The organism is Pseudonocardia sp. (assembly GCF_050250275.1).
GTDB lineage: Bacteria > Actinomycetota > Actinomycetes > Mycobacteriales > Pseudonocardiaceae > Pseudonocardia.
The window spans coordinates 1-24,410 of record NZ_JBFWOY010000020.1 but is presented as its reverse complement, the minus strand read 5'-3'; the positions used below and the strand labels follow the sequence as shown (position 1 = coordinate 24,410).

Here is a 24,410-nt window from a genome sequence, read left to right as displayed (position 1 = left end):
GACAGCCGTGAGGTTGCGCCCGGTTCTACGCGCGCAACCTCACGGTCCTCGGCTATTACCACTCACACGCGCGCAGCGCTTCCGACGGGTCCGGCATCGCCGCGATCTCCGTGCGCACCTCGCAGGCGGCGTCGCGCAGGCCGGTGTCGGCGACCAGCGCCGTCAACGATGCCGCGGTGATCGCGCGGGCCGCCACCGCGAGGCCGGCGCCGCGACGGGCGACGAGGTCGGCGTTGAACCGGCGGTCGCCGGGGCCCGGCACGACGAGCTGCGGCGTCCCCGTCGCCAGCGCGGTGAGGACGGTGCCCGCCCCACCGTGGTGCACCACCGCTGCGGCGTGGGGCAGCGCCGCCGACAGCGGCACCCAGCCGACGGTCCGAACGTTGGGCGGCAACAATTTCCGGTTCAGCCGGTCGGCGGGCCGGACCAGGACGATCTCGGCGTCGACGTCGGGGGCCGCGGCGACGACGGCGGCCATGGGGTCGCCACCACCTGGTCCGGCGACCGTCGAGCGGCTCACCAGGATGCGGGGCCGCGCGGTCGGCTCGGTGAGCCAGTCGGGCAGGCCGGCGCCGTCGTCGGGGACCGCGCGCATCGGCCGGCCGCCGCGGACGCCGACGACGCTCGGCGGCGCGATCGTGAGGACGTCGACGGGTGGGGGCAGCTCGTCGAGCAGGCCGTGGCGGCGCAGCGCCCGGCGGAACAGCGGGCTGCGAACCACCGCGGCGACCAGCGACGGCCCGTCGTGGAGGGAGTTCTCCTGCAGCACGGCGGGCACCCCGAGCCGCGCGGCGGCCAGCGCCCCCGCCGGCGCGAGCGGCTCGTGAACCACGATCTCGGGTTCGAACGCCCCGGCGACGGCGACGACCGCGTCGGCGAGGGCCTCGTTGACGGCTCCGAACAGCAGGCCGACGACGTCGGTCCCCGCCTGCCCGGCCAGCTCGCGGCGGGCCAGCCGCGGGTGGGCGAGCATCGTCCGGGCGGCGCAGCGGGCGAACGACACGTCCTGGGCGACGTCCACGGCGGGCAGGCCGCCGAGGTCGCGGGCGACGGCGTCGCCACCCGAGGCGATCACCACCTCGTGGCCCAGCTCCGCGACCGTCCGCGCCAGGGGCAGCATGGGCAGCAGGTGCCCGACCAACGGTGCGGCGACGACCAGGATGCGCACCCGGTCAGCCCCTCAGATCCGCCAGACGTCCGACGGCCTCGGTGAGGACCTCGTCGCGCTTGCAGAAGGCGAACCGCACCAGCGACCGAGTCGCCTCGACGCCCTCCGGCGACGACGCGAACACCGACACCGGGACGGCCGCGACCCCGCACAGTGCGGGCAGGTCGTAGGCCAGCTTGTAGCCGTCGTCGAAACCGAGGGGGCGCCCGTCGACCACGATGAAGTACGTCCCGCGTGGCTGGTAGACGGTGAAGCCCGCCGCCTTCAGCCCCGCCGAGAGCAGCTCCCGCTTGCCGCGCAACGACGTCGCGATCTCCGTGTAGAACTCGTCGGGCAGCGCGAGTGCTGCGGCCACGGCCGGCTGCAGGGGCGCGCCCGCGGTGTAGCTGAGGAACTGCTTGACCGCGCGGGTGGCCGCCACCAGCTCCGAGGGGCCGTGGATCCAGCCGATCTTCCAGCCGGTCACCGAGAACGTCTTGCCCGCCGACGAGATCGTCAGCGTCCGCCCGGCCATCCCGGGCAGGGTGGCGATGGGGATGTGCGCGACGTCGAAGGTCATGTGCTCGTAGACCTCGTCGGAGACGACGATCGCGTCGTGCTCGGTGGCGAGGTCGGCGATCAGCTGGAGCTGCTCGCGGTCGAACACCGCGCCCGTCGGGTTGTGCGGGGAGTTGAGCAGGACCATCCGGGTACGGGAGGAGAACGCGGCGCGCAGTTCGTCGGGGTCGAACGCGAAGTCGGGGGCGCGCAGCGGGACGGTGCGCAGGGTCGCACCCGACAGCGCGGTCATCGCCGGGTAGGAGTCGTAGTACGGCTCGAACGCGATCACCTCGTCACCCGTCGTGCACAGCGACAGGACCGCGGACGCGATCGCCTCGGTCGCACCGACGGTGACGAGGACGTCGGCCGGGTCGACGTCGAGGCCGTAGAACCGCTTCTGGTGCGCGGCGACGGCCTCGCGCAGCGCCGGGACGCCCGGGCCCGGCGGGTACTGGTTGACCCCGCCCATGATGTTCGCGGCGGCGTCGGCGAGCAGGCTCTCGGGGCCGTCGGTGTCGGGGAAACCCTGGCCGAGGTTGATCGCACCGGTGTCGACCGCGAGCTGGGTGATCTCGGCGAAGATCGTCGAGGTGAAGGGCGTCATGCGCTCGACCAGCATGGTCACCGAGGTTAGCCGCGCCGGGCCACCGCTCGCACGACGCCGGGTGCAAGACGGGACAACAGCAGCCCGACGTGCGCTTCTGCGGTCACGGGCGCCAGGGCCAGGTCCTTCTCGACGGCCCGCACGAGCTTCTTCGCGACGCGGTCGGGGGTGTAGTTGCGCCTGCGGTAGGCCTGGGTGGCGGCGTCGCGGCTGAGCTGCTCGGTCGCGGGGTCCTGCCCGGCGAACCGGGCCGATGTGGTGATGGCGGTGTGCACGAAGCCCGGGCAGAGCGCGGTGACGCCGATGTCGTCGTCGGCCAGCTCGGCGCGCAGGCTCTGCGACAGCGCGAGGACGGCGGCCTTGGTCGTCGCGTACGCGCTCATCGAGCGGTGCGGCAGGAACGCGGCCGCGGACGCGACGTTGACGATCGAACCGCCCTCCCCGCGCTGCCGCATCAGGGGCGCGAACGCGCGGCAACCGTGGACGACACCCCACAGGTTGACGTCGACGATCCGCCGCCACTCCTCCTCCGTGGTCGCGGTGAAGGGTCCGGCCATGCCGATGCCGGCGTTGTTCACGACGACGTCGGGCACGCCGTGCTCGCTCGCGACCGTCTTCGCGAATGCGGCGACGGCATCCGCGTCGGCGACGTCCACCTCGTAGGCGGCGCCCTGCGTGGACGCGGCGGTCGCGGAGGCGGCGGCGAGGTCGATGTCGGCACCCACGACGAACGCCCCGCGCGCCGCGAACGCCTTCGCCGTCTCCCGGCCGATGCCGCTGCCGGCCCCGGTGACGACGACGACCTTGCGGGAGCGGGCGGGCGCCGGGCCGCCGCCGACGTAGGACGAGATGTCCCGCACCGCCCGGGCGACGACGTCGGGGCGCGTCCGCGGCAGCCAGTGCGTCCCGGTGACCTCCCGCACCCACAGGGTCTCGGCGAAGGTCTCGGCGGAGCGGGCCAGGGACGGCCCGACGTAGGCGTCGCCGCGCGGGGCGAGGACCTGCGTCGGCACGGACGTGACGCGGCGCTGCGGCGAGCGCACCCGGTCGCCGATGTTGGCGCGGTAGAGCTCCAGCCCGTTGACGGCGGTCCTGGTCGACGGTGGCGCGATCCGCTCCCGGCGCGCCAGCACCGCCCCGAGGATCCCGCTGCGCCAGGCCAGGACGGGCACCACCGGGAGCCGGAAGAACGAGATGTACCAGGACTTGCGGGCCTGCCGGCGCCGGTCTCGCGCCGAGGCGGTGCGGAACCAGCGTCCGATGTGGTCGAGGCACGGCCCGGAGATCGACGTGTACGACAGCAGCCGGTCGCGGAAGTCGGGGTCGGTGACGAGGTGCCACGACTGCACCGAGCCCCAGTCGTGCGCGAGCAGGTGCACGGGCGCGCCGGGGCTGACCGCGTCGATCACCGCGGCGAGGTCGGCGGCGAGCCGGTCGACCCGGTAGGCGTCGCGCCGCCGCGGCGCGTCCGACTCCCCGGCACCCCGCACGTCGTAGGTGACGACGTGGTGGTCCATCGCGAGGTCGGCGACCACGTCGTCCCACACGTGCCGGTCGTCGGGGTAGCCGTGGACGGCGACGACCGTCGGGTTCGAGGGGTCGCCGTGCTCCCGTACCGCGAGCCGCAGACCGTCGGACGTCGTGACCTCGTCGACCATGGCGCCAGCCTAGGAGGGCGGCGCGGCACCCGGCCCGGCGATCAGGACCAGGGCGGTCGCGACGTCGGCGGGGCCGGGCAGCGACGGGTGGTGCCCGTGGCCGCGGGATGCCCGGCGAGGGCCGAAGGGTGCAACCGGTCACATGACCGACATCGGGGAACCATCACTCGTTCCCGAATGTTGCAGTTGTCCGTGACCGACACCTCCCGAACCGCCGCACCGGGACGGTTGCGCCTCGCACTGCTGCTCGGCGCCTTCGTCGCCCTGGGTCCGCTCACCATCGACATGTACCTTCCGGCGCTCCCGCAGATCAGTGACGAGCTGATCGCCTCCGAGAGCCTCGTCCAGCTCACCCTCACCGGCACGCTCACCGGGCTCGCCCTGGGCCAGCTGTTCATCGGTCCGCTGTCGGACGCGGTGGGCCGTCGCCGGCCGTTGTTCGCCGGAGCGCTGCTGCACCTCGTCGCGTCGTTGCTCGTCCTCGTCGCACCGAACATCGAGATCCTGGGCGTGCTGCGGGTGCTGCAGGGCGTCGGTGCCGCTGCCGGTGCCGTCGTTGCGTTGGCGATCGTGCGTGACCTCTACTTCGGCCGTGACGCGGCCAACCTGCTGTCCCGGCTGATGCTCGTGATGGGCGCCGCGCCGGTGCTCGCGCCGACGATCGGCGGCGGCGTCCTGAACTTCACCGACTGGCGCGGCGTGTTCGTGGTGCTCGCGGTCTACGCGGCGTTGCTGCTGCCGCTGGCGTGGAAGGTGCTGCCGGAGACGCTGCCCGTGGAGCGCCGGCGCAGCGCCCGCATCGGTGCCACCTTCCGCACCTACGCCGGCCTGCTGCGCGACCGCGTGTTCGTCGGCCTGGTGCTCGTCGCGGGCTTCACGATGGCGGCGCTGTTCGGCTACGTCTCGGGCGCCTCGTTCGTCTACCAGGAGCAGTTCGGGCTCGGTCAGCAGACGTTCGGCCTGGTGTTCGGCGCCGGCGCGGTCTGGCTGATCGCGGGTACGCAGTTCAACCCGGTGCTGCTGCGCCGGTGGGAGCCGCGCCAGATCCTGTCGGGCGCAGCCGTCGTCGGGACCCTGGCGGGCCTGGTCCTGATCGCGGTGGGCGCGACGGGCGCCGGCGGGCTCGTCGGCCTGCTGATCCCGATGTGGGCGGTGCTGGCGGCTGCGGGCGTGATGCTGCCCAATGCGCCCGCGGTGGCGCTGTCGGCGCACGGCGAGGCGGCCGGGACCGCGGCGGCCCTGTTGGGCGCGGTGCAGTTCGGTGTGGGCGCCGCGGTGTCGCCGCTGGTCGGGGCCCTGGGCAACGATGCGCTGGCGATGACGACGGTCGTCGCGGGCGGGATGGTGGTGGCCCTGGTGGTGCTGCTCGTGGTGGTGCGGCCGTGGACCCTGCCCGACATCGAGGAGTCCCCCGCCCCGGTGGCCGCCGCGGTCGACGACGACGTGCCCGCGCCCGAGGCCGCCTGACACCTGTGGGTGGCTGTGGTCGCCAGGCGGCTGTGGCCACTCACGACCCCGCTCGCCGCGTGCGTCAGGTGCGGGCCGGGGCCCTGAGCTGCTCGATGGCCCACTGCGCCCAGGTGTGGACGGCTTCGAACTGCCGCAGGCCGTACTCCGCGGCGAGCTGACCGAACCCGTCCGGTCCCGGTTCCACGGGCCCGGCCTCCTCGCGGATGGCGCGCAGCACGTCGGCCTGCTGGGCCGTGGACTCGGCGATGCGCTCCAGGACCACGACGGCGTCGGCCGGGTCGAGCGCCGACAGCATGAACATGCGCAGCACCTGTTCGTTGCGGACCTTGCCCTGCCGTGTGGGCGGGGACATGAGCCAGGTGCGCAGCTCGGCGCGGCCGGCGTCGGTCACCGTGTAGGTCTTGCTGCCGCGTGCGCCCTCGGCGGTGACCTCGACGAGCCCGCGGTCGGCGAGTTTGCCCAGTTCGGGGTAGATGCTCGTGTGCCCGGCCTGCCAGGCGTAGCGGCCCAGGTCGGTCTCGAACGCCTTGGTCAGCTCGTAGCCCGACCGCGGCTGGACGGCCAGTAGTCCGAGCAGCGCGTGCGTCAGCGACATGACGTCACCATACATGTCAGATTCGACATGTCGGAATTTTCAGCTGAACCCTTGACATGTCATTTCTGACAGGTTCACTCTCGTCGACAGCGCACGGCCGAGGAGGACACGATGACCGACACCACCACCGCAGCGAGCGTCACCCTCGAGGGCTACCTGGCCCCCGTCCCCGACGAGATCGAGGCTCACGACCTGCCCGTCGAGGGCACACTCCCGCCCGAGCTCACCGGCCGCTACTTCCGCAACGGGCCCAACCCACGCCCCGGCGAAGCTGCCCGGCACTGGTTCACCGGCCACGGCATGCTCCACGGCATCCGCCTGCGCGACGGCCGCGCCGAGTGGTACCGCAACCGCTGGGTCCGCACCAAGGCCCTCGAGGGCGCCACCATGGTCGGCCCCGACGGGACGTTCGACCGCAGCGTCGGCGTCGCCAACACCCACGTCGTCGAACACGCCGGCCGGATCATGGCACTCGTCGAGAGCAGCTTCCCGACGGTCGTCACACCCGACCTCGCGACGGTCGGCCCCTGCGACTTCGACGGCCGCCTCACCACCGCGATGACCGCCCACCCCAAGGTCGACCCCGCGACCGGCGAACTGCACTTCTTCGGCTACGGCGTCATGCCGCCGTTCGTCACCTACCACCGGCTCACCGCGTCCGGCGAGCTCTGCGTGAGCGCCGAGATCGAGGTCCCCGGGCCGACGATGATGCACGACTTCGCCATCACCGACTCCCACGCCGTCTTCCTCGACCTGCCGATGACCTTCTCCTTCGAGCGGCTCGCCACGGGCATGCCCTACGGCTACGACGAGGCCTACGGCGCCCGCATCGGCGTCATGCCGCTCACCACTCCCGGCGTCGTCACCTGGTTCGACGTCGACCCCGGCTACGTCTTCCACGTCGGCAACGCCCACACCGACGCCTCCGGTCGCATCGTCGTCGACGGCGCCCGGTACTCACCCGCCGACACCGTCGCCATGTGGGACGACCTCGGCTCCGACCCGTCCGGCCTCGCCGCCGACGCCGCTGCCACCGGCGCCGCCCGCTACCACCGCTGGGTCCTCGACCCCGCCACCGGCAAGGCCACCGAGACCGCCCTCGACGACCGTGCCGTCGAGTTCCCCACCGTCGACGACGCGCTCGTCGGCCGCGGCGCGCGTTACCGCTACGCCGTGTCCCAGGAGCGCGGGACAGCAGGCATCGTCAAGATCGACCTCGACGCGGGCACCGTCACCGAGCACGCGCTGGGCACCGGAACCGTTGCGGGCGAGGCGGTCTTCGTACCCTCCGCCGCGCCCGGGCGCGCCGAGGACGACGGCTGGCTGCTCACCATCACCACCACCCGCGACGGCACGGCGTCCGACCTGCTCGTCCTCGACGCCACCGACGTCGCCGCCGCACCCGTCGCCACCGTGACCCTTCCCCGCGGCGTCCCCGCCGGGTTCCACGGCTCCTGGATCGACGACGCATCCGTCGGGGACTGACATGCGCCCCGCATCCATCGTCGAGGAGACCGCCGTGACCGAGCCGGAGAAGCGGCCGGCCGGCACCGACATGCCCGTCGGACCCATGCTGCGCGGCCTGGGCCTCGACCTCGCACTGCCCGTCGTCACCTACTACGTGCTGCACCTGTTCGGCGTCGGCGACTACGTCGCCCTGCTGGTCGCCGCCCTCGTCGCCGCCACCCGCGTCGTCGGCTCGGTGGTGCGGCACCGCTCGCTCAACCTGTTCGCCACCGTCATGCTCGTCGTGTTCGGCCTCAGCCTCGCGCTGACCCTGACCAGCGGCGACGAGCACTTCCTCCTGCTGAAGAACTCGATCGTCACCGGGGCCGTCGGCATCACGTTCCTGGCGACGGCCTTCGGGCCCCGCCCGCTGACGCTCGCCGCCGCCGAGTCGTTCACCCCGCGCAGGCGCGCCGAGCTGGCCGAGGAGTTCCGCACCGACCCGAACGTGCGTCGCGGGCACCGCGTCTCCTCGACCGTGTGGGGCGCGGGCCTGCTCGCGGAGGCCCTGATCCGCATCCCGCTGGTCTACCTGTTGCCGGTCAGCGTGATGGTCGGCCTGGGCGAGCTCATGTTCATCGGCGCCATGGCGCTGCTGCTGGCCTGGAACGTCTGGTACGTCCGGCGCGCGCAGGCCAGGGCGCGCAAGGCGGCCTGACCCCCCGTCGTGCGGGAACGGCGTGGGGGCGCCGCGGGGCCGCGTCAGGGTAGCCTGACGTCAGGCGTCAGGACGCCTTGACACCGGGAGGCGACATGAGCAAGGACAAGGGGCCGTGGCGCGACGGCAGGCGCGCCTGGGAACGGCTCGCGTTCTGGTACCCCGACGGGAAACCGGTCCCCGACGACGCGGAGCGCGACCCGCTGGTCGCCCTGGGCGACGTCGGGTTGCTGCGGCGGCTGCTCGACGAGACCGAGCTCGAGGCCGTGCGCAGCGCGCGGCGGCGCGGGCTGTCGTGGGCGGAGATCGCGACGAAGCTGGGCGTCAGCAGGCAGTCGGCCTGGGAACGCTGGCGCGACCTCGACACCGACCCGCCCACGGCGGCCGCGGTGCCCGAGACGGCGACGCGCAGGGGGGTCCTCGGCCGGGCCTCGCGGCAACGGTTCGTGCGGGTGCCGCACGTCGTCGGCAAGACCGTCGAGCAGGCCCACAACATCCTCGACGAGCACGGGCTGCTCGCCGTCTCCGCCGATCCCGACGGCCCGCCGCCCGCGGTGCTGCAGCTCGGGCAGCTCGTCGTGTCGGGCCAGAACCCCGACCACGGGGCGAAGGTGCCCATCGGTACCGCGGTGACGCTGTGGACCGAACGCGGTGGGGGTTCGGGCGTCCGGGAGCCGCGCCGCCCGAAGCCCACTCCGCTCGCCGAGCGCGAGTGGCCCGACGAGGCGCTGGGTTCGCAGCAGGCCGTCGGCTGATCCCCACATTGCACGAACGGCCCTTCCCGCAGCTCGGTTGCGCGAAAGGGCCGTTCGTGCGGTTCCGGGCCCAACCGGGGTCAGCGGCGGCTCACCAGGCAGACGACGTGCCCGTCCGGGTCGGTGAGGACGGCCTGCCGCTCACCCCAGGGCTGGTCGGCAGGAGCGTCGAGGACCCCGCAGCCGGCGCTGACCGCGGCGCCGGTGAGGGCGTCGACGTCGCCGACGGCGAAGCTCAGCGCCACTGCCGCGTCGCTGGGCCGCGACGGGCGCTCGTGCAGCATCAGCTCGGTGCCGCCCGGGATCGGCAGGAATGCCACGTCGCCGGTCCGTGTCGTCACGGACAGGCCGAGGACGTCGCGGTAGAACCGCAGCGCGGTGTCGAGGTCGGTGACCGAGACGATCGCCCTGGCGAGGCCGGAGGTGCTCACGCCGCCAGTGTCGTCCCCGGGTTCGCGTCGGGGGTCCCCGGGACCGGTTCCACCGGCGTGCGGTAGGTGAAGAACGGCAGGAACGCCTGGGTGAGCGGCCCGATCGCCAGCGCGTAGAGGACGGTCCCGATACCGACGGTGCCGCCCAGCAGCCAGCCCGTGCCGAGCACCACGACCTCGATCCCGGTGCGCACCAGCCGGATCGACCGTCCGGTGCGCGCGGACAGGCCCGTCATGAGGCCGTCGCGGGGGCCGGGGCCGAGGCGGGCGCCGATGTAGAGGGCCGACGCGATCCCGTTGAGGACGATGCCGCCGACCATCATCGTGATCCGCCACGCCGGCCCGGCCGGCTGCGGGAGCAGGGCGAGGGCGATGTCGACGGCGAACGCGATGACGACGACGTTCGCGATCGTCCCGACGCCGGGCCGCTGCCGCAGCGGGATCCAGATGAGCAGGACGATGACGCCGGTGATCGCGGTGATGACGCCGAAGCTGAGCGGGAACCTGGTGGTCAGGCCCTGGTGCAGGACGTCCCACGGGTTGAGGCCGAGGCCGGCGTGGACCTGCATCGCCATGCTGGTGCCGTAGAGCGCGAGGCCGACGAACAGCTGCGGGAGCCTGCGGATCGGGGATCGTGTGACGGGCAGGGGGCGCAGGTCCGGGCGTGGCACCCGCCGATCGTGCGCCTCGGTGGCCTCCTGGGCCAGGGCCAATCCCGCGCGAATGGCCTGTGAGCGGCGCCATCCCTCGTGGTGGGGACCGCCACTCCGCACCAGGTGGCGAGCCGTCCGCCGGGCAACTTGACCTGAAGCCAGGTCCAGCTTCTACGGTCGGCGTCCATGGACATCAACACGTGGGCGGCCCTGCGCAACGCCTCGACCGACCCCGGGACACGGCAGGCCCCGGCGCGCGTCACGGCCCGGCGGATCGCCACGTTCGCGCGGCCCCACCGGCGCAGGCTGGCGTGGTTCACCGCTCTGAGCGTCGTGGGCGCGGTGCTCGCGGTGGCGACGCCGGTGCTGGCGGGCCGGGTCGTCGACGCGATCGTCGGCGGCGGACCGGCCGGCGTCGTCGGCGGACTGGCGGCGTTGATCGCGCTCATCGCCGTCGCCGAGGCCGGTCTCGGCCTGGTCACCCGCAGGCTGTCCGCGACGATCGGCGAGGACCTGATCCTGCAGCTGCGGACCTCGGTGTTCGACCATGTCCAGCGGATGCCGGTGGCGTTCTTCACCCGCACCCGCACCGGCGCGCTGGTCAGCCGGTTGGACAACGACGTGCTCGGCGCGCAACGGGCGTTCAGCGACACCTTGTCGGGCGTCGTCGGCAACGTGGTCACGCTGGCGCTGACGCTCGTGGTGATGCTGCAGATCTCGTGGCAGGTCACGGTGCTGGCCCTGGTGCTGCTGCCGGTGTTCGTCCTGCCCGCACGACTGATGGGCAGGCGGCTGGCGTCGTTGCAACGCGAGGGCGCCGACCACAACGCCGCGATGACCGCCCAGATGACCGAACGGTTCTCCGCCCCCGGCGCGACGCTGGTGAAGCTGTTCGGCCGCCCCGCCGACGAGTCCGCCGACTTCGCCGCCCGCGCGAGCCGGGTCCGCGACATCGGGGTGCGCACGGCGATGGTGCAGTGGGTGTTCGTGACGGCGCTGACCGTGGTGTCCGCGCTGGCGTTGGCGCTGGTCTACGGCCTGGGCGGGACGCTGGCGATCGCCGGGACGCTGGAGGCGGGTGCGGTGGTGTCGCTGGCGCTGCTGCTGACGCGGCTCTACGCCCCGTTGACCGCGCTGGCCGGCGCCCGGGTCGAGGTGATGACCGCGCTGGTGAGCTTCGAGCGTGTGTTCGAGGTGCTGGACCTGCCGCCGCTGATCGTCGAGGCCGCCGACGCGCGCCCGGTGCCGGAGGGCCCGGTGTCGGTGGAGTTCGACCGGGTGCGGTTCGGTTACCCGGCCGCGTCGCAGGTGTCGCTGGCCTCGCTCGAGGACGTGGCGACGCTCGACACCCGCGGCGGGGTCGAGGTGCTGCACGACGTGTCGTTCCGGGTCGAGCCCGGCCGGCTGCTGGCGGTGGTGGGCTCGTCGGGGGCCGGGAAGTCGACGATCGGGTCCCTGCTGCCGCGGCTGTACGACGTGGACTCCGGCGCGGTGCGGCTCGCGGGGGTCGACGTGCGGGAACTGTCGGCGGACTCGCTGCGCGCCACCGTCGGCGTCGTGACGCAGGACGGGCACCTGTTCCACGACACGATCCGGGCGAACCTGCTGTTCGCCGCCCCGGCCGCGACCGATGCCGAGGTGTGGGCGGCGCTGCGCCGGGCCCGGCTGGAGGGCCTGGTCGCGGGCTTGCCCGACGGGCTCGACACGGTCGTCGGTGAGCGTGGGTACCGGCTCTCGGGCGGCGAGCGGCAGCGGTTGACCATCGCGCGGCTGCTGCTCGCCCGGCCCCGGGTGGTCGTGCTCGACGAGGCGACCGCGCACCTGGACTCGACGTCGGAGGCGCAGGTCCAGGAGGCGCTCGGCGAGGCCCTGCAGGGGCGGACGGCGATCGTGATCGCCCACCGGCTGTCGACGGTCCGTGCTGCCGACCGGATCCTGGTCGTCGAGGACGGCCGGATCGTGGAGACCGGCACGCACGACGACCTGCTCGCCGCGGGCGGGCGCTACGCCGAGCTGCACCACACGCAGTTCACCGACGAGCCCGACCCGGCACCGGCGGCGGCCTGACCCGGCGAGCGGCGCCCGGCCCCGCCCTCACAGGGGCAGGAGGGCGCCGCTCGCATCGATGACGTCGAGCCGGTCGACGGTCGGTTCGACGCCCGGCCGGGCACCGCCGAAGGCGCGGTCGACGGCGGGGTGGATGCGCTCGTCGAAGGCGCGGGCGCAGGCCTCCCGGTCGGTCCAGACATCGATGTAGCGCAGGCCGCCGTCCGGGCGGCGGACGCAGAGGTGCAGGAGCGAGCCGCCGACCTGCGCGCCACCGGCGAGCTGCGGCCCGACCTCGACGACGACACCGTCGCCGACATCGTGTGGAGCACCAACGCGGTCGAGTACTGGCTGCTGCTGGTGCGCGAGCGGGGCTGGACGACCGAACGGTTCGTCGCCCACCTCACCGACATGTGGTGCAGGACCCTGCTCAGTCCTTGAAGTCCTCCGGCGAGACCTCGTCGATGAACTCGCGGAACTCCTGGATCTGCTCCTCGGGCGGGGAGTCGCCACCATCGGGGAACAGCGCCGAGATCGGCTGGCCGACCTCGTCCAGGATGGCCTCCGCCATCCCGATCGGCAGCGAGTCGCGGACGGCGAGCGACAGCGCGTCGCTCGGCCGGGCCGGGACCCGGGTGTCGCCGTCGAACACCACGTCGGCACTGAAGGTGCCGCTGGACAGCTCGGTGATCTCGACGCCCTCGATCCGCCGCCCCAGCCCCTCGACGATCGGCACGATCATGTCCTGGGTCAGCGGCGGCTGCGAGTCGTTGCGGACACCGAAGGCGATGACCTCCGCCTGCGGTCCGCGGAGGAACACCGGGACACAGCGGTCCCCCTCCACCTCCCCGAGCAGCAGCACCGGCTGCCTGCTCGGCGCGTGCACCACCAGCCTCAGCACCCGCATTGCGCGCATGGTCACCTCCGGGTGAGAGGCGCCGGACCGGTCGTCGGCGCTCGGATCGCACAGTTTCGTGCACCGGGGACGCCACGGCCAGCGGATGGATCATTCTGAGACCGCAGGGGATCCCGGCTTTTCGGGCAGGATGGGGACGTGACTACGGGGAACGGTGTGCTCGACGTCGTCGCGGTCGCCGCCGTGGTCGGGTCCGGGCTGGTGGCCGGGCTGTTCGTGACGTTCTCGATCTCGGTGATGCCGGCGCTCACCCGGCTGCCCGCGGCCCGGGCCGCGGCCGTGATGCAGCAGATCAACCGGGCGATCCTCAACCCGGTGTTCGGTCTGCTGTTCGGCGGTACCGCGGTGCTGGCCGTGACCGTCGCGGCGACGACCGGGATCACCGGGACACCGCTGCGGCTCGTCGGGGCACTGCTGCTGCTCGCCGGCGCGTACCTCGTGACCGCGGCGGTGAACGTCCCGCTGAACAACGCGCTCGACCGCGCCGACCCCGACGGTCCGGAGATCGTCACCGCGTGGGAGCGCTTCGCCGGGCCCTGGACGCGGTGGAACCACGTGCGCGCGTTGACCTCGACGGTCGCGACAGTCCTGCTGGTCCTCGGCTGACGCCTAAGCTGACCATGAGGATCGGCCGGGACGGGAGGGAGCACCGATGACGCGGTCCCCCGCCGGTTCGGTGCGCGACGCCGCCGACTCGGCCTACCGTTCCGCCGCCGACGCCTTCCTCGCCCTCGACGAGGCCGAGCTGTCGGCCCGTGAGGCCGCCGACGCGCTCGTCGCGCTGGAGCCGCGGCGTGAGGCCGCGATCCGCGCCGACCTCGACTCGTCGTGCAAGGCGGCGAACGCGGCGGTCGTCGACTGGATCACGGCGGTCGACACCCACCAGACCACGATCCGGGACCCGCAGGCGAACCATGCCGCGCTCGCCGCGGCAGCCCGGGAGTTCACCCAGGTGCGGGCCTCATTGGAACGCGCCACGCCGATGGCCGTCCGCTACCACCAGCGCCACCAGGGCGCGCTGGCGAAGCTGGCCGCGGCGTCGGAGAAGCGCGACGCCGCCGCCCGGGCCGCGGTCGTCGCCGTCGACGAGGCCGGCGCGGCCGTCGAACGGGCGCGGGCCGCGGGCCTCGCGCCCGCGGAGCTCGACGCCGCGCTCGCCGCGGTCCGCGCGCAGGCCGCCGACGCGGGAACGCTGGGCATCGGGCAGGCCGCCGTCACCGCGTGGGGCGGGGTCGAGGCCGCGGCCCGCGAGGTGGTCACCGCGGCCGAACGCGCCGAGCGCGTCCGCACCGACCTGCCCAAGCGCGTCCGCTCGCTCGCGACGCGCGCGGCGGGTATCGAGGGGCGTGCGGAGTCGTTGCCCGACAAGCTGTCCATCCTGCGCCGCAGCTACTCCCTCGCCTGCTCGGCCGGGCTGGAACGGGCCGGCGACGAGGTCGCCGGTGCCGTCACCACGGGCCGCCGCGCGCTCGCCGCCGCCGAGACCGCCATGGGTGCCGACGACTGGGCCCGCGCCACCTGCGAGGTCGACACCGCGCGGACCTCGCTCGACAGCGCCGAGCAGGTCCTCACCGCCGTCGCCGACCGGCTGCGGATGCTCGACGAGGTCCGCGCCGACCCGCAGGGCCGCCTCGACAAGGCGCGGTTCACCCTGCGCGACGCGCAACGGCTCGTCGTCGACACCGGTCAGCGCGTCGCCCACGAGATCCCGACGCTGGACGCCCTGGCCGCCCGGCTCGACCGCGCCCCCGAGCTGCTCGCGGCCACGCACCCCGACTACTGGTCCTACCTGCAGGAGCTCGACGCCGTGGCGCGCGGCGCGCAGGACTCCGTCACCCGCGTCCGCGAACGGATCGCCGCGGGCTGAGCGCTCGTCAGCGCTCGCCGCGCATCTCCCCGAGGCGCTGCTCGACCGAGTCGGGCGCCCCCGGCCTCGCCGCGCCACGCCCGCGCGCCGACGCCGCGGCCACCTCCGCGTCGGCACCCGCCCGGTACGACAGCGCCTCGGCCTGGTCACGGGTGCGGGCCAGCAGGGCGGCCGGGTCGCTGTCGGCGCCCGGTGACGACGCGAGCGCCGCCGCCGCACGCTCCTGCGCCTCGGCCGCCGACAACGTCGCCAGCACCGTCGCCTTCTCGGCCTCCATGCGGTCGAGGTCGTCGCGCAGCCGGGCCGTCATCTCCCGCATCTGCACGAGCTGGTCGGCGATCTGGTCGCGGTGCGCGGTGAGCCCCTCGATCTGCTCGGCCAGCCCGGCCTGGCGCACCAGCAGCCGGCGCGCCTCGTCCTCGCGACCGGCGCGCAGCTGTTCGCGGGCCGCCTCGTCGAGCTCCGCGATCTCGGTGCGGTAGCGCGCGATCAGCAGCTCCAGCCGTCGGCGGCCGGTGGCCACCTCCGCCATCCCCAGCCGCGCCGCCGCATGCTCCTCGACCCGGCGGGCGACCGCGTCCTCCAGCTGACGGCGAGGATCGGGCGGCGGTGGCGGCTCGGGCTCACGCCCGCCGCCGAAGATCCGTCTGAGCACCATCCCGGGTCCCCCCGCCGCCGGCCGGGTCAGCCCACGTTGACGCCGTAGTCCCGCGCGATGCCCGCGAGCCCGGACGCGTAGCCCTGGCCGACGGCACGCAACTTCCAGTCGCCGTTGTGGCGGTAGACCTCGCCGAAGATCATCGCGGTCTCGGTGGAGGCGTCCTCGGTGAGGTCGTAGCGGGCGATCTCGACGCCGTTGTCCTGGTTCACCACGCGGATGAACGCGTTGGAGACCTGGCCGAAGTTCTGCAGCCGGGCGTCGGCGTCGTAGATGCTCACGGGGAAGACGATCTTCGCGACGTCGGGCGACACCTTCGCGAGGTCGATCTTGATCGCCTCGTCGTCACCGTCACCGTCGCCGGTCAGGTTGTCGCCGGTGTGCTCGATCGTGCCGTCCGGGCTCACCAGGTTGTTGAAGAACACGAAGTGCTGATCCGACAGCACGCGCCCTGAGGCGCCGCACGCCAGCGCGGAGGCGTCGAGGTCGAAGTCGTGCCCCGTGGTCACCCGGGCATCCCAGCCCAGGCCGACCAGTACGGCCGTGAGACCCGGGGCCTCCTTCGAGAGGCTGACGTTCCCACCCTTGGCAAGGCTCACACTCACGAACCGGTCCACCTTCCGCTAGCCGGACGATCCCACCCCGAGTATTCCCTATCGGACGCCACTCATGAGGCGACGGACGAGAGGGGTGATCGCCAGCAGCAGGAGCCCCACCCCGATCGCCACAGCACCGAGTATGCCGAAGTACGCCACCTCGTTCTGGGCGTCGTAGTAGCCGGCCAGCGTTCCCGACAGCGCCGTGCCCAGCGCGATGGACAGGAAGAACAGCGCGACCATCTGCGTCCGGTACGCCTCCGGGGCCAGCTTCGTCGACACCGACAGTCCGACGGGCGAGAGCAGCAGCTCGCCGAGGGTGAACACGAACAGGATGCCGACGATGCCCAGCAGCGGCGCGCTGTTCGGGCCCCCGCCCGCCATCGGCAGGAACAGCAGGAAGGCGACGCCCACCAGCGCGACGCCCAGCGCGAACTTGATCGGCGTCGACGGGGCCCGGTCGCCCAGCTTCGTCCAGAGCACGGTGAACACGCCGGACAGGACGATGATGAAGACGGGGTTGATCGACTGCACCCACGCCACCGGCATCTCCCAGCCGAACAGGTTGCGGTCGAGCCGGGTGTCGGAGTAGATCGTCAGCACCGTGAACTGCTGCTGGTACAGCGACCAGAACGCGGCGCTCGTGATGAACAGCGGGATGAAGGCCAGTACCCGCCTGCGCTCGACCTGGTTCACCTTGCGGCTCGTGAGCAGCAGCGCGAAGTAGGCGACCGCGGCCACGATCGTCACCCCGATGACGATGAGGTCGAGCCGGTCGGCGGCGAGCACCCCGGTCAGCGCCAGCACCAGGATGACGGCGCCGACCCCGACGGCCGCGGCGATCGCGACCGTCCGCTCCCGCGAGGACAGCGGCGAGGGCACCTCGCGCGCACCGGCGGGCAGGTGCCGCCGCCCGAAGGTGTACTGGATCAGCCCCAGCGCCATCCCGACGGCGGCGAGGCCGAAGCCCCAGTGGAACCCGGCGGTGCTCTGCAGCAGGCCGGTGAGCAGCGGCCCGACGAGCGCACCCAGGTTGATGCCCAGGTAGAACAGCGAGAACCCGGCGTCGCGGCGCGGGTCGTCGGTCGCGTAGAGGGTCCCGACGAGGCTGGTGGCCGTCGCCTTCACCCCGCCGCTGCCGACGGCGATCAGCACCAGGCCCACGCCCACGCCCAGCAGGCCCGGCAGGACCGACAGCGCGATGTGCCCGACCATGACGACGACCGCGGCGTAGAACAGCACCCGCTCGGGGCCGGCGACCCGGTCGGCGATCCAGGCACCCAGGATCGTCGACAGGTAGACCAGGCCGCCGTAGGCGCCGACGATGCCCGTCGCGACACCCTGGTCGATTCCGAGCCCGCCGTCCGCGACGGAGTAGTAGAGGTAGATCAGCAGGATGCCCTGCATCCCGTAGAACGAGAATCGTTCCCACATCTCGACGCCGAACAGGCTCGCCAAGGTGGGGGGCTGCCCGAAGAAGGTCCGCTCCGGACGAGTCGGGCGTTCGGCGACGTCGCTCACGCGATCACAGTGCACCTGGACCGGCGCGCGGCGCTACGGCTGCGGCGCAGGTGCACCCGCCTTGTTGTACGAACGGCACGGCGACGCGACCCGATCGCGCGAACGGGCCGTTCGTTCGCAAAGGGTCCGGCGGGCGGAGGAGCGGCGCCGGGCTCAGCCCAGCAGCGGCATGACCTTCTCGCCGAAGTCGTGCACGCCCTTCTCGAAGTCGTCGAAGGTGAACATCATGCCCTTGACCCCGGGCATCCCGGCGACGAGATCGACCTGGCGGGCGATGGTCTCCGGGGAGCCGACGAGCGTCGCCATGTTGAAGTTGACCGCGCCCTCGGGGAGGTTGATCGTCCGGGCGGTGCCGGAGCCGTCGGCGGAGACGTCCTTGCCGCCCTCGTCGGACATGTAACCGAGCGCGCCGGCGTCGGCACCGGCGTTGTAGGAGGCCCACTTGGCCTGGGCCTCCTCGTCGGTGTCGGCCATGATCGCCATGAACAGCGGCAGGGAGCCGACGTCGCGGCCGGCGTCGCGGGCGAACCCTGCGAGACGCTGCGTCGGTTCGCGATAGGTCTCGGGGTCGTTGACGCCCGGATTCAGGATGAAGTTGTAGTCGCCGTACTCGGCGCAGAACCGCATCCCGCGCTCGGACTGCCCCGCGCACACGATGTCGACGTGCGCGGACGGTCGCGGCGAGAGGACGCAGTCCTTCATCGTGAAGAACTGCCCGTCGAGGTCGCAGCGGCCCTTCTCGAAGAGGTCGCGCAGCACGGTCACGTACTCGGTGGAGTAGTCGTAGCGCTGACCGAAGTGCTCGTCGCCGGGCCACAGCCCCATCTGCTCGTACTCGCCCGACGCCCAGCCGGACACGATGTTGATCCCGAAGCGGCCGGGGGCGATGGAGTCGATCGTCGACGCCATGCGCGCCACCAATGCCGGTGGCAGGGTGAGGACGGCCGTCGAGGCGTAGAGCTTGATCCGCTCGGTGACGGCGGCGAGGCCGGCCATGAGCGTGAACGACTCGAGGTTGTGGTCCCAGAACTCGGTCTTCCCACCGAACCCGCGCAGCTTGATCATCGAGAGCGCGAAGGCGAACCCCTGCCGCTCGGCCTCCTGGACGATGCGTCTGTTGAGGTCGAACGTCGGCATGTACTGCGGGGCGTTCTCAGAGATCAGCCAACCGTTGTTGCCGATCGGGATGAAGACTCCGAAGTCCATGTCAGTTGCCTTTCACAGAAGCGCGCAGGGCGGGGACGACTTCCTTGGCGAGCAGCTCGACGGAGCCCAGTGCGTCGGCGACGGGCGTTCCGGCCCAGTCGGTGCGGAAGAGGAAATGGTCGACGCCCAGCTCCCGCCACGGCAGCAGGGCCTCGAGACAGTCGTCGGGCGTACCGATCACGAACCTGTCGTCGGACAGTTCGTCGTAGGCGACGCGGAAGGACTCCTTGTCGGGCATGACCTTGTCCTGGCCCCAGTCCGCGTAGACGGCGTACTTCCTGGCCAGGTGCGGACCGGCGAGCTCCACCGCCTTCTCCCGCGTCGGCGCGCAGAAGATCTCCCGCATCAGGGGCAGCTCGGTCGCCGGTCCGCGCCCGGCGCCTGCCCGTTCCTCGTTGAAGATCTCCAGCTGCCGCCGGACCGTCGTCGCCGTGGCGTGCGGGTTGATCATCCAGGTGTCCGACAGCCGGGCGGCGCGGCGGACGGCCTTGTCGCTGTTGGCGGCCATCCAGATCGGCGGCTTCCCGACGGGCCGCATCGTGGCGCGGACGCCGTCGAGCCGGCACCAGGGCAGGTCGGCGTGGACCTCCTCGCCCGCCCACAGCGCCTCGACGATCCGCAGGTTCTCCTCGAACCGGCGCACGCGGCCCTCGCGCCCGATGCCGAACGCGTCGTACTCGACGTCGCGGTAGCCCAGCCCGACGCCGAAGGTCAGCCGCCCACCGCAGACGATGTCGAGGCCCGCGTAGTTCTCGGCGGTGTCGACGGGGTTGTGCAGCGCGAGGAGGTGGATCCCGATGCCGACGCGCATGTCGCCGGCCTCGGCGGTGAGCCGGGCCAGCCACGGCAGGGGCTGGATGTGTGCGAGCGACTCCGCGAGGTGGTGCTGGCCCGCGAAGACAGAGTCGTAGCCAAGGTCGCGGGTCGCGCGGACCAGGGTCAGCTGCTCGTCGAGGGCAACACGTGGGTCCTTGCCGGGGTCTCGCTGGTGGGACAGGAAGATGCCCGCGGAGCAGCCGTCAGCCACGGACGGCCTCCGCGAAGTCGCGTGCCGAGCCGTCGTCGGTGCCGAGGCCGAGGACGGCGGTCCGGACCCGGTCGGCCACGGCGGAGTCGGTGACCAGCGCCATCGACTCGGCGAACTTGGCGGCGATCTCGTCGTTGGTGAGCGGGCGCTCGTCGTGGCCGCGGTTGACCTGCTCGCGGCGGGTGAGCACACGGCCGTCGGTCAGCTCGATCTCGACGTGGCCGGAGTAGGCGCGCGGGAAGGCGCTCTCCTCGTCGGGGGTGACGGTGACCTTGCGGGCGAGGTCGAGGATCTCCCGGTCGGCCAGCGCCTCGTCGGCCAGCTCGGCCAGCCCGAACCGGCCGCGCGACAACGCCGCGGACACCACGAACGGGAGGCTGAACTTGGCGTCGTAGTCGCTGCGGGGCTCCCATTTCGCCTCGGCCGGCTCGCACACGACCTTCCCCGGCACGGGGTGGATGCGGCAGCGGATCGCGGCGATGTCGCCGACCCGCAGGCCGTGCTCGGCGCGCAGGTCCAGGGCCGCGTCGGCGAACGCGTGGATGAAGTGGCAGATCGGGTAGGGCTTGACGGCCGTGCGCAGCAGCTCCCAGTCGGTTCCGAGGCCGGCGGCGACGGCGCCCGGGTCGGTCTCACGGCCGGCGAGGTGGGTGTTGTACAGCCCGAACCGGCCCTCGTAGACCGCGGGCGGACCGACCCAGCCGAAGCGGGCGAAGCTCGCCGCGGTGATCCCGGACATCGCGGCCCAGCCCGGGTGCTGCCGCTTGGTCCACGACCCGTCCTGCAGGAACTCCATGACCCCCGCGGCCATCGAGCCGACGATGCCCTGTGCGGCGACGAGCCCGTCGGCGTCGAGACCGCCGAGCTTGCCCGCGGCCACCGCCGCCCCGAACGCACCGGCGACACCCGTCGGGTGGTAGCCGACGTCGTGGAACCCGGGTGAACCGCCGATCCCGACGCGCGCCGACACCTCGACGGCGAGCACGTAGGCGGTGAGGAGGTCCTTCGTCGACGCCCCGGCGACGGTCGCCGCCGACAGCGCGGCGGGCAGGGCCGCGGCCGTCACGTGGGTGACGGCGGGGATGTGGGTGTCGTCGAAGTCGAGACCGTGGATCAGCACGCCGTTCAGGACGGCCGCGTCGCGCGGGTCGAGCCGGTCGGACATGCCGATGACGGGATGGTCGCCCTTCGTCAACGCCGACAACGCGTCGCGGGCGACGGCCGGGTAGCTGTAGGCCGTCGAGGCGAACGCGAGCCCGACGGCGTCGAGGACGAGATGACGTGCACGGTCGAGGACCTCGGCCGGGATGTCGGCGTACTCCAACCTCGCGCCGAACTCCGCGACCCGGCCGGACATCGTCGTGCGGACCTGGCTCTCGATGCTCACAGCAGTACCTCCGAGTTGAGTCACGTCAGTCGGGTGTGGTGCCGCTCACGCCCGAACATACGTCGGACGATTTGCGGAGGGAAGGCGTCGCCAGGTGGTGCGCCGTCAGGGACTGGAAGACCCGTGCCGCGTGCAGCGCCACGGCCTCCCCGTGCGGTGGAGCCATGAGCTGTGCCGACACGGGCAGCCCGTCGGGGGCGAAGCCCGTCGGCACGGCGAGACCCGGTGCGCCCGTGAGGTTCCCGAGCATCGTCGAGCGTGACTGCGCCGCGTAGAGCGGGAACTCCTCCCCGTCGACGACGACCGTCGCCTCGGGCAGCCGCGGCGCCGTCGAGGGACACGTCGGGACGAGGACCAGGTCGGCGCGGGCGAAGACGTCGTCGAGCTCGCGCTGCAGCCGGACCCGGAACTGCTGGGCCAGCAGGTAGTCGACGGCGGGCGTCGCGATGCCCTGGCTGATCCGCGACACCAGCACCGGGTCGTACTCCGCCCAGCGGGCGGCGTTGACCCGGTGCACGGTCGCGGCCTCGACCCACACGATCCGGTAGCCGATCGCGAGGACTTCTTCCGCCGACGGGATCGTGGCCTCGACGATCTCCGCGCCGGCCTCGGCGAGGGTCCGTGCGAGGAGGCCGATGCCGTCCCGGACCGCGCCGTCGCACATCTCCGTCAGGTACCCGCCGACGACGGCGACCCGGACGCCACTGAGGTCGTCACCGGGCTCCGGGAGGAAGGGCGGCAACGCGGTCGCGCGAGGGTCGACCCCGTCCGGTCCGCGCAGCAGACCGAACAGCAGCTCGACGTCGCGGGCGCTGCGGCACAAGGGGCCGACGGTCTCGGCGGTCCACGACAGCGGGACGACGCCGGTCCGCGGGATCGCCCCGCTCGTCGGCTTGAGCCCGGTGAGCCCGCACCAGGCCGACGGCAGCCGCACCGAGCCGCCGACGTCGGTGCCCAGCCCGAACGGCACCGCCCGCGCCGCGACCGACGCCGCCGTCCCCATCGACGAGCCGCCCGCCCATCGCGTGGGGTCCCACGGGTTGCGGGTCGTGCCGAACCGCGGCGGGTTCGGGCCGCCGACGGCGAACTCCGTCGTCGTGTCCTTGCTGACGGCGATCGCCCCCGCCGCCTCCAGCCGGCGCACGACCTCGGCGCTGCGGGCCTTGGGCGCGTCGTCGGACACCCAGGAGCCGCCGGTCGTCGGCACGCCCTCGACGTCGATGACGTCCTTCACCGCGAACGGGACGCCCTCCAACGGGCGGGCGGTGCCGTCGGCCCAGTGCCGGGCGGACTCCTCGGCGGCGGCGTGGGCGCGGTCGTCGAGGAAGGCGATCGTGGTGTTCAGCGCGTCGTGGACGACCCGGAGCCGCGCGAGCGAGTCGGCGACGACCGACCGCGGATCCGCCCCTGCGCGGTAGGAGTCCAGCAGGTCGTGGGTGTCACCGTTCATCGCGCGCGCAGCCACGCGTCGCCGTGCGCGGGGTCGACGGGCCAGCCGTCGTCCAGCGGCGGGTCGGCGCGCAGCCGGGCCGCGGCGGGCTCGGCCGCCTCCACCGCCGCGACCATGTCGGCGACCTGCGCGTCGTCGAGGTGGTAGCCGAGACGCTCGGCGAGCTCCGCCGGGGTCACCTGATCACGGCCTTGCCCGCCAGCAACGACTTCGCCACGACCGTGCGCAGCACGTCGTTGGTGCCCTCACCGATCGACATCAACGGGGCATCCCGGTAGAGCCGCTCCACCTCGAACTCGGTGGAGTAGCCATACCCGCCGTGGATGCGCATGGCGTCCATCGCGCATGACAGCGCCGCCTCCGACGCCGCGATCTTCGCCATCCCCGACTCGGTGTCCATCCGAACACCCTCATCCATCCGCGACGCCGCCCAGTACGTCATCAACCGCGCCGACTGCAGCGCCACCGCCATCTCCGCCAGCCGCAGCTGGATCGCCTGGAAATCCCCGATCGGCCCGCCGAACGCGGTCCGCTCCCGCGCATACGACAACGCTTCGTCATAAGCCCGCTGCGCGACCCCGACACTGCGGGCCGCGATGTTGATCCGCCCGGTCTCCAGCGCCGACAGCGCCTGCTGCAGCCCGCGGCCCTCGACCCCACCGAGGAGCTGGGACGCCGGGACCCGCACATCGGTGAGCACCACCTCGCACGACTCGGTGCCCTTGTAGCCGAGCTTGCCGATGTCCGCGGTCACCTCGAAACCCTCCGACGAGGCCTCCACCAGCAGGATCGACATCCCCCGGTGCGCGGGCGACGCCGCCGGGTCGGTCTTCACCAGCACCGGCAGCGGATCGGCATGACGCGCGTTCGTGATCCACATCTTGGTGCCGTTGACGATGTAGTCCGCGTCATCACCGCCACCGTCTCTCTTGGCGACGGTCGTGATGCCCTGCAGGTCCGTACCCGCACCGGGCTCGGTCAGCGCGATCCCCGTGCGCCGCTCCCCCGTCGCCAGCTCCGGCAGGTAGCGGCGTTTCTGCTCCTCCGTGCCGTGATGGGCCAGCATCCAACTCGACACCGAATGACTGCCCAAAATGCCGGCGACGCCCATCCAGCCCCGCGAGATCTCCTCGAACGTCAACGCGAAGCTCACGTTGTCCGCACCCAGGCCGCCGTACTCCTCCGGGATGACCAACCCGAACAGCCCCAGATCGCGCATCCCGGCGACGATCTCCGTCGGGTAGCGGCCCTCGCGTTCCCACTCCCGCGCGACCGGCACGATCTCCCGGTCCACGAACTCACGCAACGTCTGCCGGAACAGCCGCTGCTCGTCGTTGAGCCCGAAATCCATCTCAGTTGCCTCCTGGGGGTGCCTGATGGATCGCCGTCGATGGGACTCGGTGATCCGGGCGGCTCCTGGCAAGGCGGAGCCGGGCCCGAATACCGGGTCGTACTTGGGCCCGGCGACAACGCCGCCAGGGGCCGTCCGGGCGCCGAGACCGCGGCGAGCGATCCATCAGGGACCCCCTAGTGCGCCGGACCGGCGCAGCGCCGCGATCCGGTCGTCGTCGTAACCGAGGCCGCGCAGCACCGCATCGGTGTGCTCACCCATCGCCGGGGCCGCGCGAGTCGGGACACGATCCTCACCCGGCGCACCCACCCGCACCGCCGAGCGCAGCGACCGCACCGTCCCGAACC

The 24,410-nt window shown here is 72.8% G+C and carries 24 protein-coding genes and 1 pseudogene; 8 read left to right on the top strand and 17 right to left on the bottom strand.

Translation table 11 applies throughout. The annotated features are described in order from the left end of the window. Nucleotides 1-55: 55 nt before the first annotated feature. From AB7F12_RS18630 to AB7F12_RS18620, 3 genes are read right to left on the bottom strand one after another with little or no spacing between them, the layout of a single operon-like run. Complete coding sequence (locus AB7F12_RS18630) at nt 56-1,168, bottom strand: glycosyltransferase (RefSeq protein WP_428498507.1); 1,113 nt, start codon at nt 1,166-1,168, stop codon at nt 56-58. Between the two features lie 4 nt (nt 1,169-1,172). After that, nucleotides 1,173-2,327: a pyridoxal phosphate-dependent aminotransferase gene (locus AB7F12_RS18625; RefSeq protein ID WP_428498506.1), complete on the bottom strand. Its 1,155-nt coding sequence runs from the start codon at nt 2,325-2,327 to the stop codon at nt 1,173-1,175. A gap of 11 nt (nt 2,328-2,338) precedes the next feature. Beyond that, nucleotides 2,339-3,970 carry an SDR family oxidoreductase gene (locus AB7F12_RS18620; protein WP_428498505.1) on the bottom strand — a complete coding sequence of 544 codons (1,632 nt, stop codon included), beginning with the start codon at nt 3,968-3,970 and terminating at the stop codon, nt 2,339-2,341. Nucleotides 3,971-4,162: 192 nt separating this feature from the next. On the opposite strand from AB7F12_RS18620, the gene AB7F12_RS18615 reads away from it, so the two are divergent. After that, nucleotides 4,163-5,437: a multidrug effflux MFS transporter gene (locus AB7F12_RS18615; protein ID WP_428498504.1), complete on the top strand. Its 1,275-nt coding sequence runs from the start codon at nt 4,163-4,165 to the stop codon at nt 5,435-5,437. Between the two features lie 64 nt (nt 5,438-5,501). Here AB7F12_RS18615 and AB7F12_RS18610 read toward each other — a convergent pair whose 3' ends face one another. Next, the gene (locus tag AB7F12_RS18610; protein ID WP_428498503.1) at nt 5,502-6,035 is read right to left on the bottom strand and encodes a PadR family transcriptional regulator; all 534 of its coding nucleotides are present in this window, start codon (nt 6,033-6,035) and stop codon (nt 5,502-5,504) included. A gap of 111 nt (nt 6,036-6,146) precedes the next feature. On the opposite strand from AB7F12_RS18610, the gene AB7F12_RS18605 reads away from it, so the two are divergent. The 3 genes from AB7F12_RS18605 (at nt 6,147) to AB7F12_RS18595 (ending at nt 8,954) form a co-directional block, all read left to right on the top strand. After that, on the top strand, nt 6,147-7,520 hold the full coding sequence (locus AB7F12_RS18605) for a carotenoid oxygenase family protein (RefSeq protein WP_428498502.1): 1,374 nt from the start codon (nt 6,147-6,149) through the stop codon (nt 7,518-7,520). A 1-nt stretch (nt 7,521) separates the two neighbouring features. After that, nucleotides 7,522-8,199 (top strand): VC0807 family protein, encoded by a 678-nt coding sequence (locus AB7F12_RS18600; RefSeq protein ID WP_428498501.1) that lies wholly within the window; start codon nt 7,522-7,524, stop codon nt 8,197-8,199. A gap of 95 nt (nt 8,200-8,294) precedes the next feature. Further along, nucleotides 8,295-8,954, top strand: a complete 660-nt coding sequence (locus tag AB7F12_RS18595) for a PASTA domain-containing protein (RefSeq protein WP_428498500.1) — start codon at nt 8,295-8,297, stop codon at nt 8,952-8,954. An 80-nt stretch (nt 8,955-9,034) separates the two neighbouring features. Here the strand turns inward: AB7F12_RS18595 and AB7F12_RS18590 are convergent, their stop codons facing one another. Then, on the bottom strand, nt 9,035-9,385 hold the full coding sequence (locus AB7F12_RS18590; RefSeq protein ID WP_428498499.1) for a VOC family protein: 351 nt from the start codon (nt 9,383-9,385) through the stop codon (nt 9,035-9,037). Next, nucleotides 9,382-10,056: a YczE/YyaS/YitT family protein gene (locus AB7F12_RS18585; RefSeq protein WP_428498498.1), complete on the bottom strand. Its 675-nt coding sequence runs from the start codon at nt 10,054-10,056 to the stop codon at nt 9,382-9,384. Before AB7F12_RS18585 ends, AB7F12_RS18590 begins: the two co-directional genes overlap by 4 nt. 168 nt (nt 10,057-10,224) lie before the next feature. Between AB7F12_RS18585 and AB7F12_RS18580 the strand changes: the two genes are divergently transcribed. Beyond that, nucleotides 10,225-12,105 carry an ABC transporter ATP-binding protein gene (locus AB7F12_RS18580; RefSeq protein ID WP_428498497.1) on the top strand — a complete coding sequence of 627 codons (1,881 nt, stop codon included), beginning with the start codon at nt 10,225-10,227 and terminating at the stop codon, nt 12,103-12,105. A gap of 222 nt (nt 12,106-12,327) precedes the next feature. Next, complete coding sequence (locus AB7F12_RS18575; protein WP_428498496.1) at nt 12,328-12,525, top strand: hypothetical protein; 198 nt, start codon at nt 12,328-12,330, stop codon at nt 12,523-12,525. On the opposite strand, the gene AB7F12_RS18570 is transcribed toward AB7F12_RS18575, so the two are convergent. Then, on the bottom strand, nt 12,515-12,991 hold the full coding sequence (locus tag AB7F12_RS18570) for a bifunctional nuclease family protein (protein ID WP_428498495.1): 477 nt from the start codon (nt 12,989-12,991) through the stop codon (nt 12,515-12,517). The genes AB7F12_RS18575 and AB7F12_RS18570 overlap by 11 nt on opposite strands. Nucleotides 12,992-13,138: 147 nt before the next feature. Here AB7F12_RS18570 and AB7F12_RS18565 point away from each other — a divergent pair, with 147 nt between their 5' ends. After that, complete coding sequence (locus AB7F12_RS18565) at nt 13,139-13,606, top strand: DUF1772 domain-containing protein (RefSeq protein WP_428498494.1); 468 nt, start codon at nt 13,139-13,141, stop codon at nt 13,604-13,606. A gap of 46 nt (nt 13,607-13,652) precedes the next feature. Beyond that, nucleotides 13,653-14,867 (top strand): hypothetical protein, encoded by a 1,215-nt coding sequence (locus AB7F12_RS18560; protein WP_428498493.1) that lies wholly within the window; start codon nt 13,653-13,655, stop codon nt 14,865-14,867. A 7-nt stretch (nt 14,868-14,874) separates the two neighbouring features. Here the strand turns inward: AB7F12_RS18560 and AB7F12_RS18555 are convergent, their stop codons facing one another. From AB7F12_RS18555 to AB7F12_RS18510, 10 genes and pseudogenes are all read right to left on the bottom strand, one after another. Then, nucleotides 14,875-15,525 carry a PspA/IM30 family protein gene (locus AB7F12_RS18555; protein WP_428498492.1) on the bottom strand — a complete coding sequence of 217 codons (651 nt, stop codon included), beginning with the start codon at nt 15,523-15,525 and terminating at the stop codon, nt 14,875-14,877. A gap of 26 nt (nt 15,526-15,551) precedes the next feature. Continuing rightward, the gene (locus AB7F12_RS18550; protein ID WP_428498491.1) at nt 15,552-16,130 is read right to left on the bottom strand and encodes a TerD family protein; all 579 of its coding nucleotides are present in this window, start codon (nt 16,128-16,130) and stop codon (nt 15,552-15,554) included. A 48-nt stretch (nt 16,131-16,178) separates the two neighbouring features. Next, nucleotides 16,179-17,642: a peptide MFS transporter gene (locus tag AB7F12_RS18545; RefSeq protein ID WP_428498490.1), complete on the bottom strand. Its 1,464-nt coding sequence runs from the start codon at nt 17,640-17,642 to the stop codon at nt 16,179-16,181. Between the two features lie 153 nt (nt 17,643-17,795). Further along, the gene (gene rutA, locus AB7F12_RS18540; RefSeq protein ID WP_428498489.1) at nt 17,796-18,848 is read right to left on the bottom strand and encodes a pyrimidine utilization protein A; all 1,053 of its coding nucleotides are present in this window, start codon (nt 18,846-18,848) and stop codon (nt 17,796-17,798) included. 1 nt (nt 18,849) lies between these two features. Next, nucleotides 18,850-19,875: an LLM class flavin-dependent oxidoreductase gene (locus tag AB7F12_RS18535; protein WP_428498488.1), complete on the bottom strand. Its 1,026-nt coding sequence runs from the start codon at nt 19,873-19,875 to the stop codon at nt 18,850-18,852. Then, nucleotides 19,868-21,262, bottom strand: coding sequence for an MmgE/PrpD family protein (locus AB7F12_RS18530; RefSeq protein ID WP_428498487.1), 1,395 nt, complete (start codon nt 21,260-21,262; stop codon nt 19,868-19,870). Before AB7F12_RS18530 ends, AB7F12_RS18535 begins: the two co-directional genes overlap by 8 nt. A 25-nt stretch (nt 21,263-21,287) precedes the next feature. Further along, nucleotides 21,288-22,712 carry an amidase gene (locus tag AB7F12_RS18525; protein WP_428498486.1) on the bottom strand — a complete coding sequence of 475 codons (1,425 nt, stop codon included), beginning with the start codon at nt 22,710-22,712 and terminating at the stop codon, nt 21,288-21,290. Further along, complete coding sequence (locus AB7F12_RS18520) at nt 22,709-22,891, bottom strand: hypothetical protein (RefSeq protein WP_428498485.1); 183 nt, start codon at nt 22,889-22,891, stop codon at nt 22,709-22,711. Before AB7F12_RS18520 ends, AB7F12_RS18525 begins: the two co-directional genes overlap by 4 nt. Next, nucleotides 22,888-24,063, bottom strand: a complete 1,176-nt coding sequence (locus AB7F12_RS18515; protein WP_428516660.1) for an acyl-CoA dehydrogenase family protein — start codon at nt 24,061-24,063, stop codon at nt 22,888-22,890. The genes AB7F12_RS18520 and AB7F12_RS18515 overlap by 4 nt, the downstream gene beginning before the upstream one ends. 165 nt (nt 24,064-24,228) lie before the next feature. After that, nucleotides 24,229-24,410: pseudogene (locus AB7F12_RS18510) on the bottom strand (CoA transferase); the annotation flags it as partial.

Bases quoted from the DNA above. Each gene is read 5' to 3' on its own strand.
- rutA (WP_428498489.1), bottom strand. From the start codon at position 18,848: ATGGACTTCGGAGTCTTCATCCCGATCGGCAACAACGGTTGGCTGATC.
- AB7F12_RS18595 (WP_428498500.1), top strand. From the start codon at position 8,295: ATGAGCAAGGACAAGGGGCCGTGGCGCGACGGCAGGCGCGCCTGGGAA.
- AB7F12_RS18625 (WP_428498506.1), bottom strand. From the start codon at position 2,327: ATGCTGGTCGAGCGCATGACGCCCTTCACCTCGACGATCTTCGCCGAG.
- AB7F12_RS18570 (WP_428498495.1), bottom strand. From the start codon at position 12,991: ATGCGGGTGCTGAGGCTGGTGGTGCACGCGCCGAGCAGGCAGCCGGTG.
- AB7F12_RS18515 (WP_428516660.1), bottom strand. From the start codon at position 24,063: ATGGATTTCGGGCTCAACGACGAGCAGCGGCTGTTCCGGCAGACGTTG.
- AB7F12_RS18525 (WP_428498486.1), bottom strand. From the start codon at position 22,712: ATGAACGGTGACACCCACGACCTGCTGGACTCCTACCGCGCAGGGGCG.
- AB7F12_RS18600 (WP_428498501.1), top strand. From the start codon at position 7,522: ATGCGCCCCGCATCCATCGTCGAGGAGACCGCCGTGACCGAGCCGGAG.
- AB7F12_RS18580 (WP_428498497.1), top strand. From the start codon at position 10,225: ATGGACATCAACACGTGGGCGGCCCTGCGCAACGCCTCGACCGACCCC.
- AB7F12_RS18605 (WP_428498502.1), top strand. From the start codon at position 6,147: ATGACCGACACCACCACCGCAGCGAGCGTCACCCTCGAGGGCTACCTG.
- AB7F12_RS18560 (WP_428498493.1), top strand. From the start codon at position 13,653: ATGACGCGGTCCCCCGCCGGTTCGGTGCGCGACGCCGCCGACTCGGCC.
- AB7F12_RS18620 (WP_428498505.1), bottom strand. From the start codon at position 3,970: ATGGTCGACGAGGTCACGACGTCCGACGGTCTGCGGCTCGCGGTACGG.
- AB7F12_RS18555 (WP_428498492.1), bottom strand. From the start codon at position 15,525: ATGGTGCTCAGACGGATCTTCGGCGGCGGGCGTGAGCCCGAGCCGCCA.
- AB7F12_RS18610 (WP_428498503.1), bottom strand. From the start codon at position 6,035: ATGTCGCTGACGCACGCGCTGCTCGGACTACTGGCCGTCCAGCCGCGG.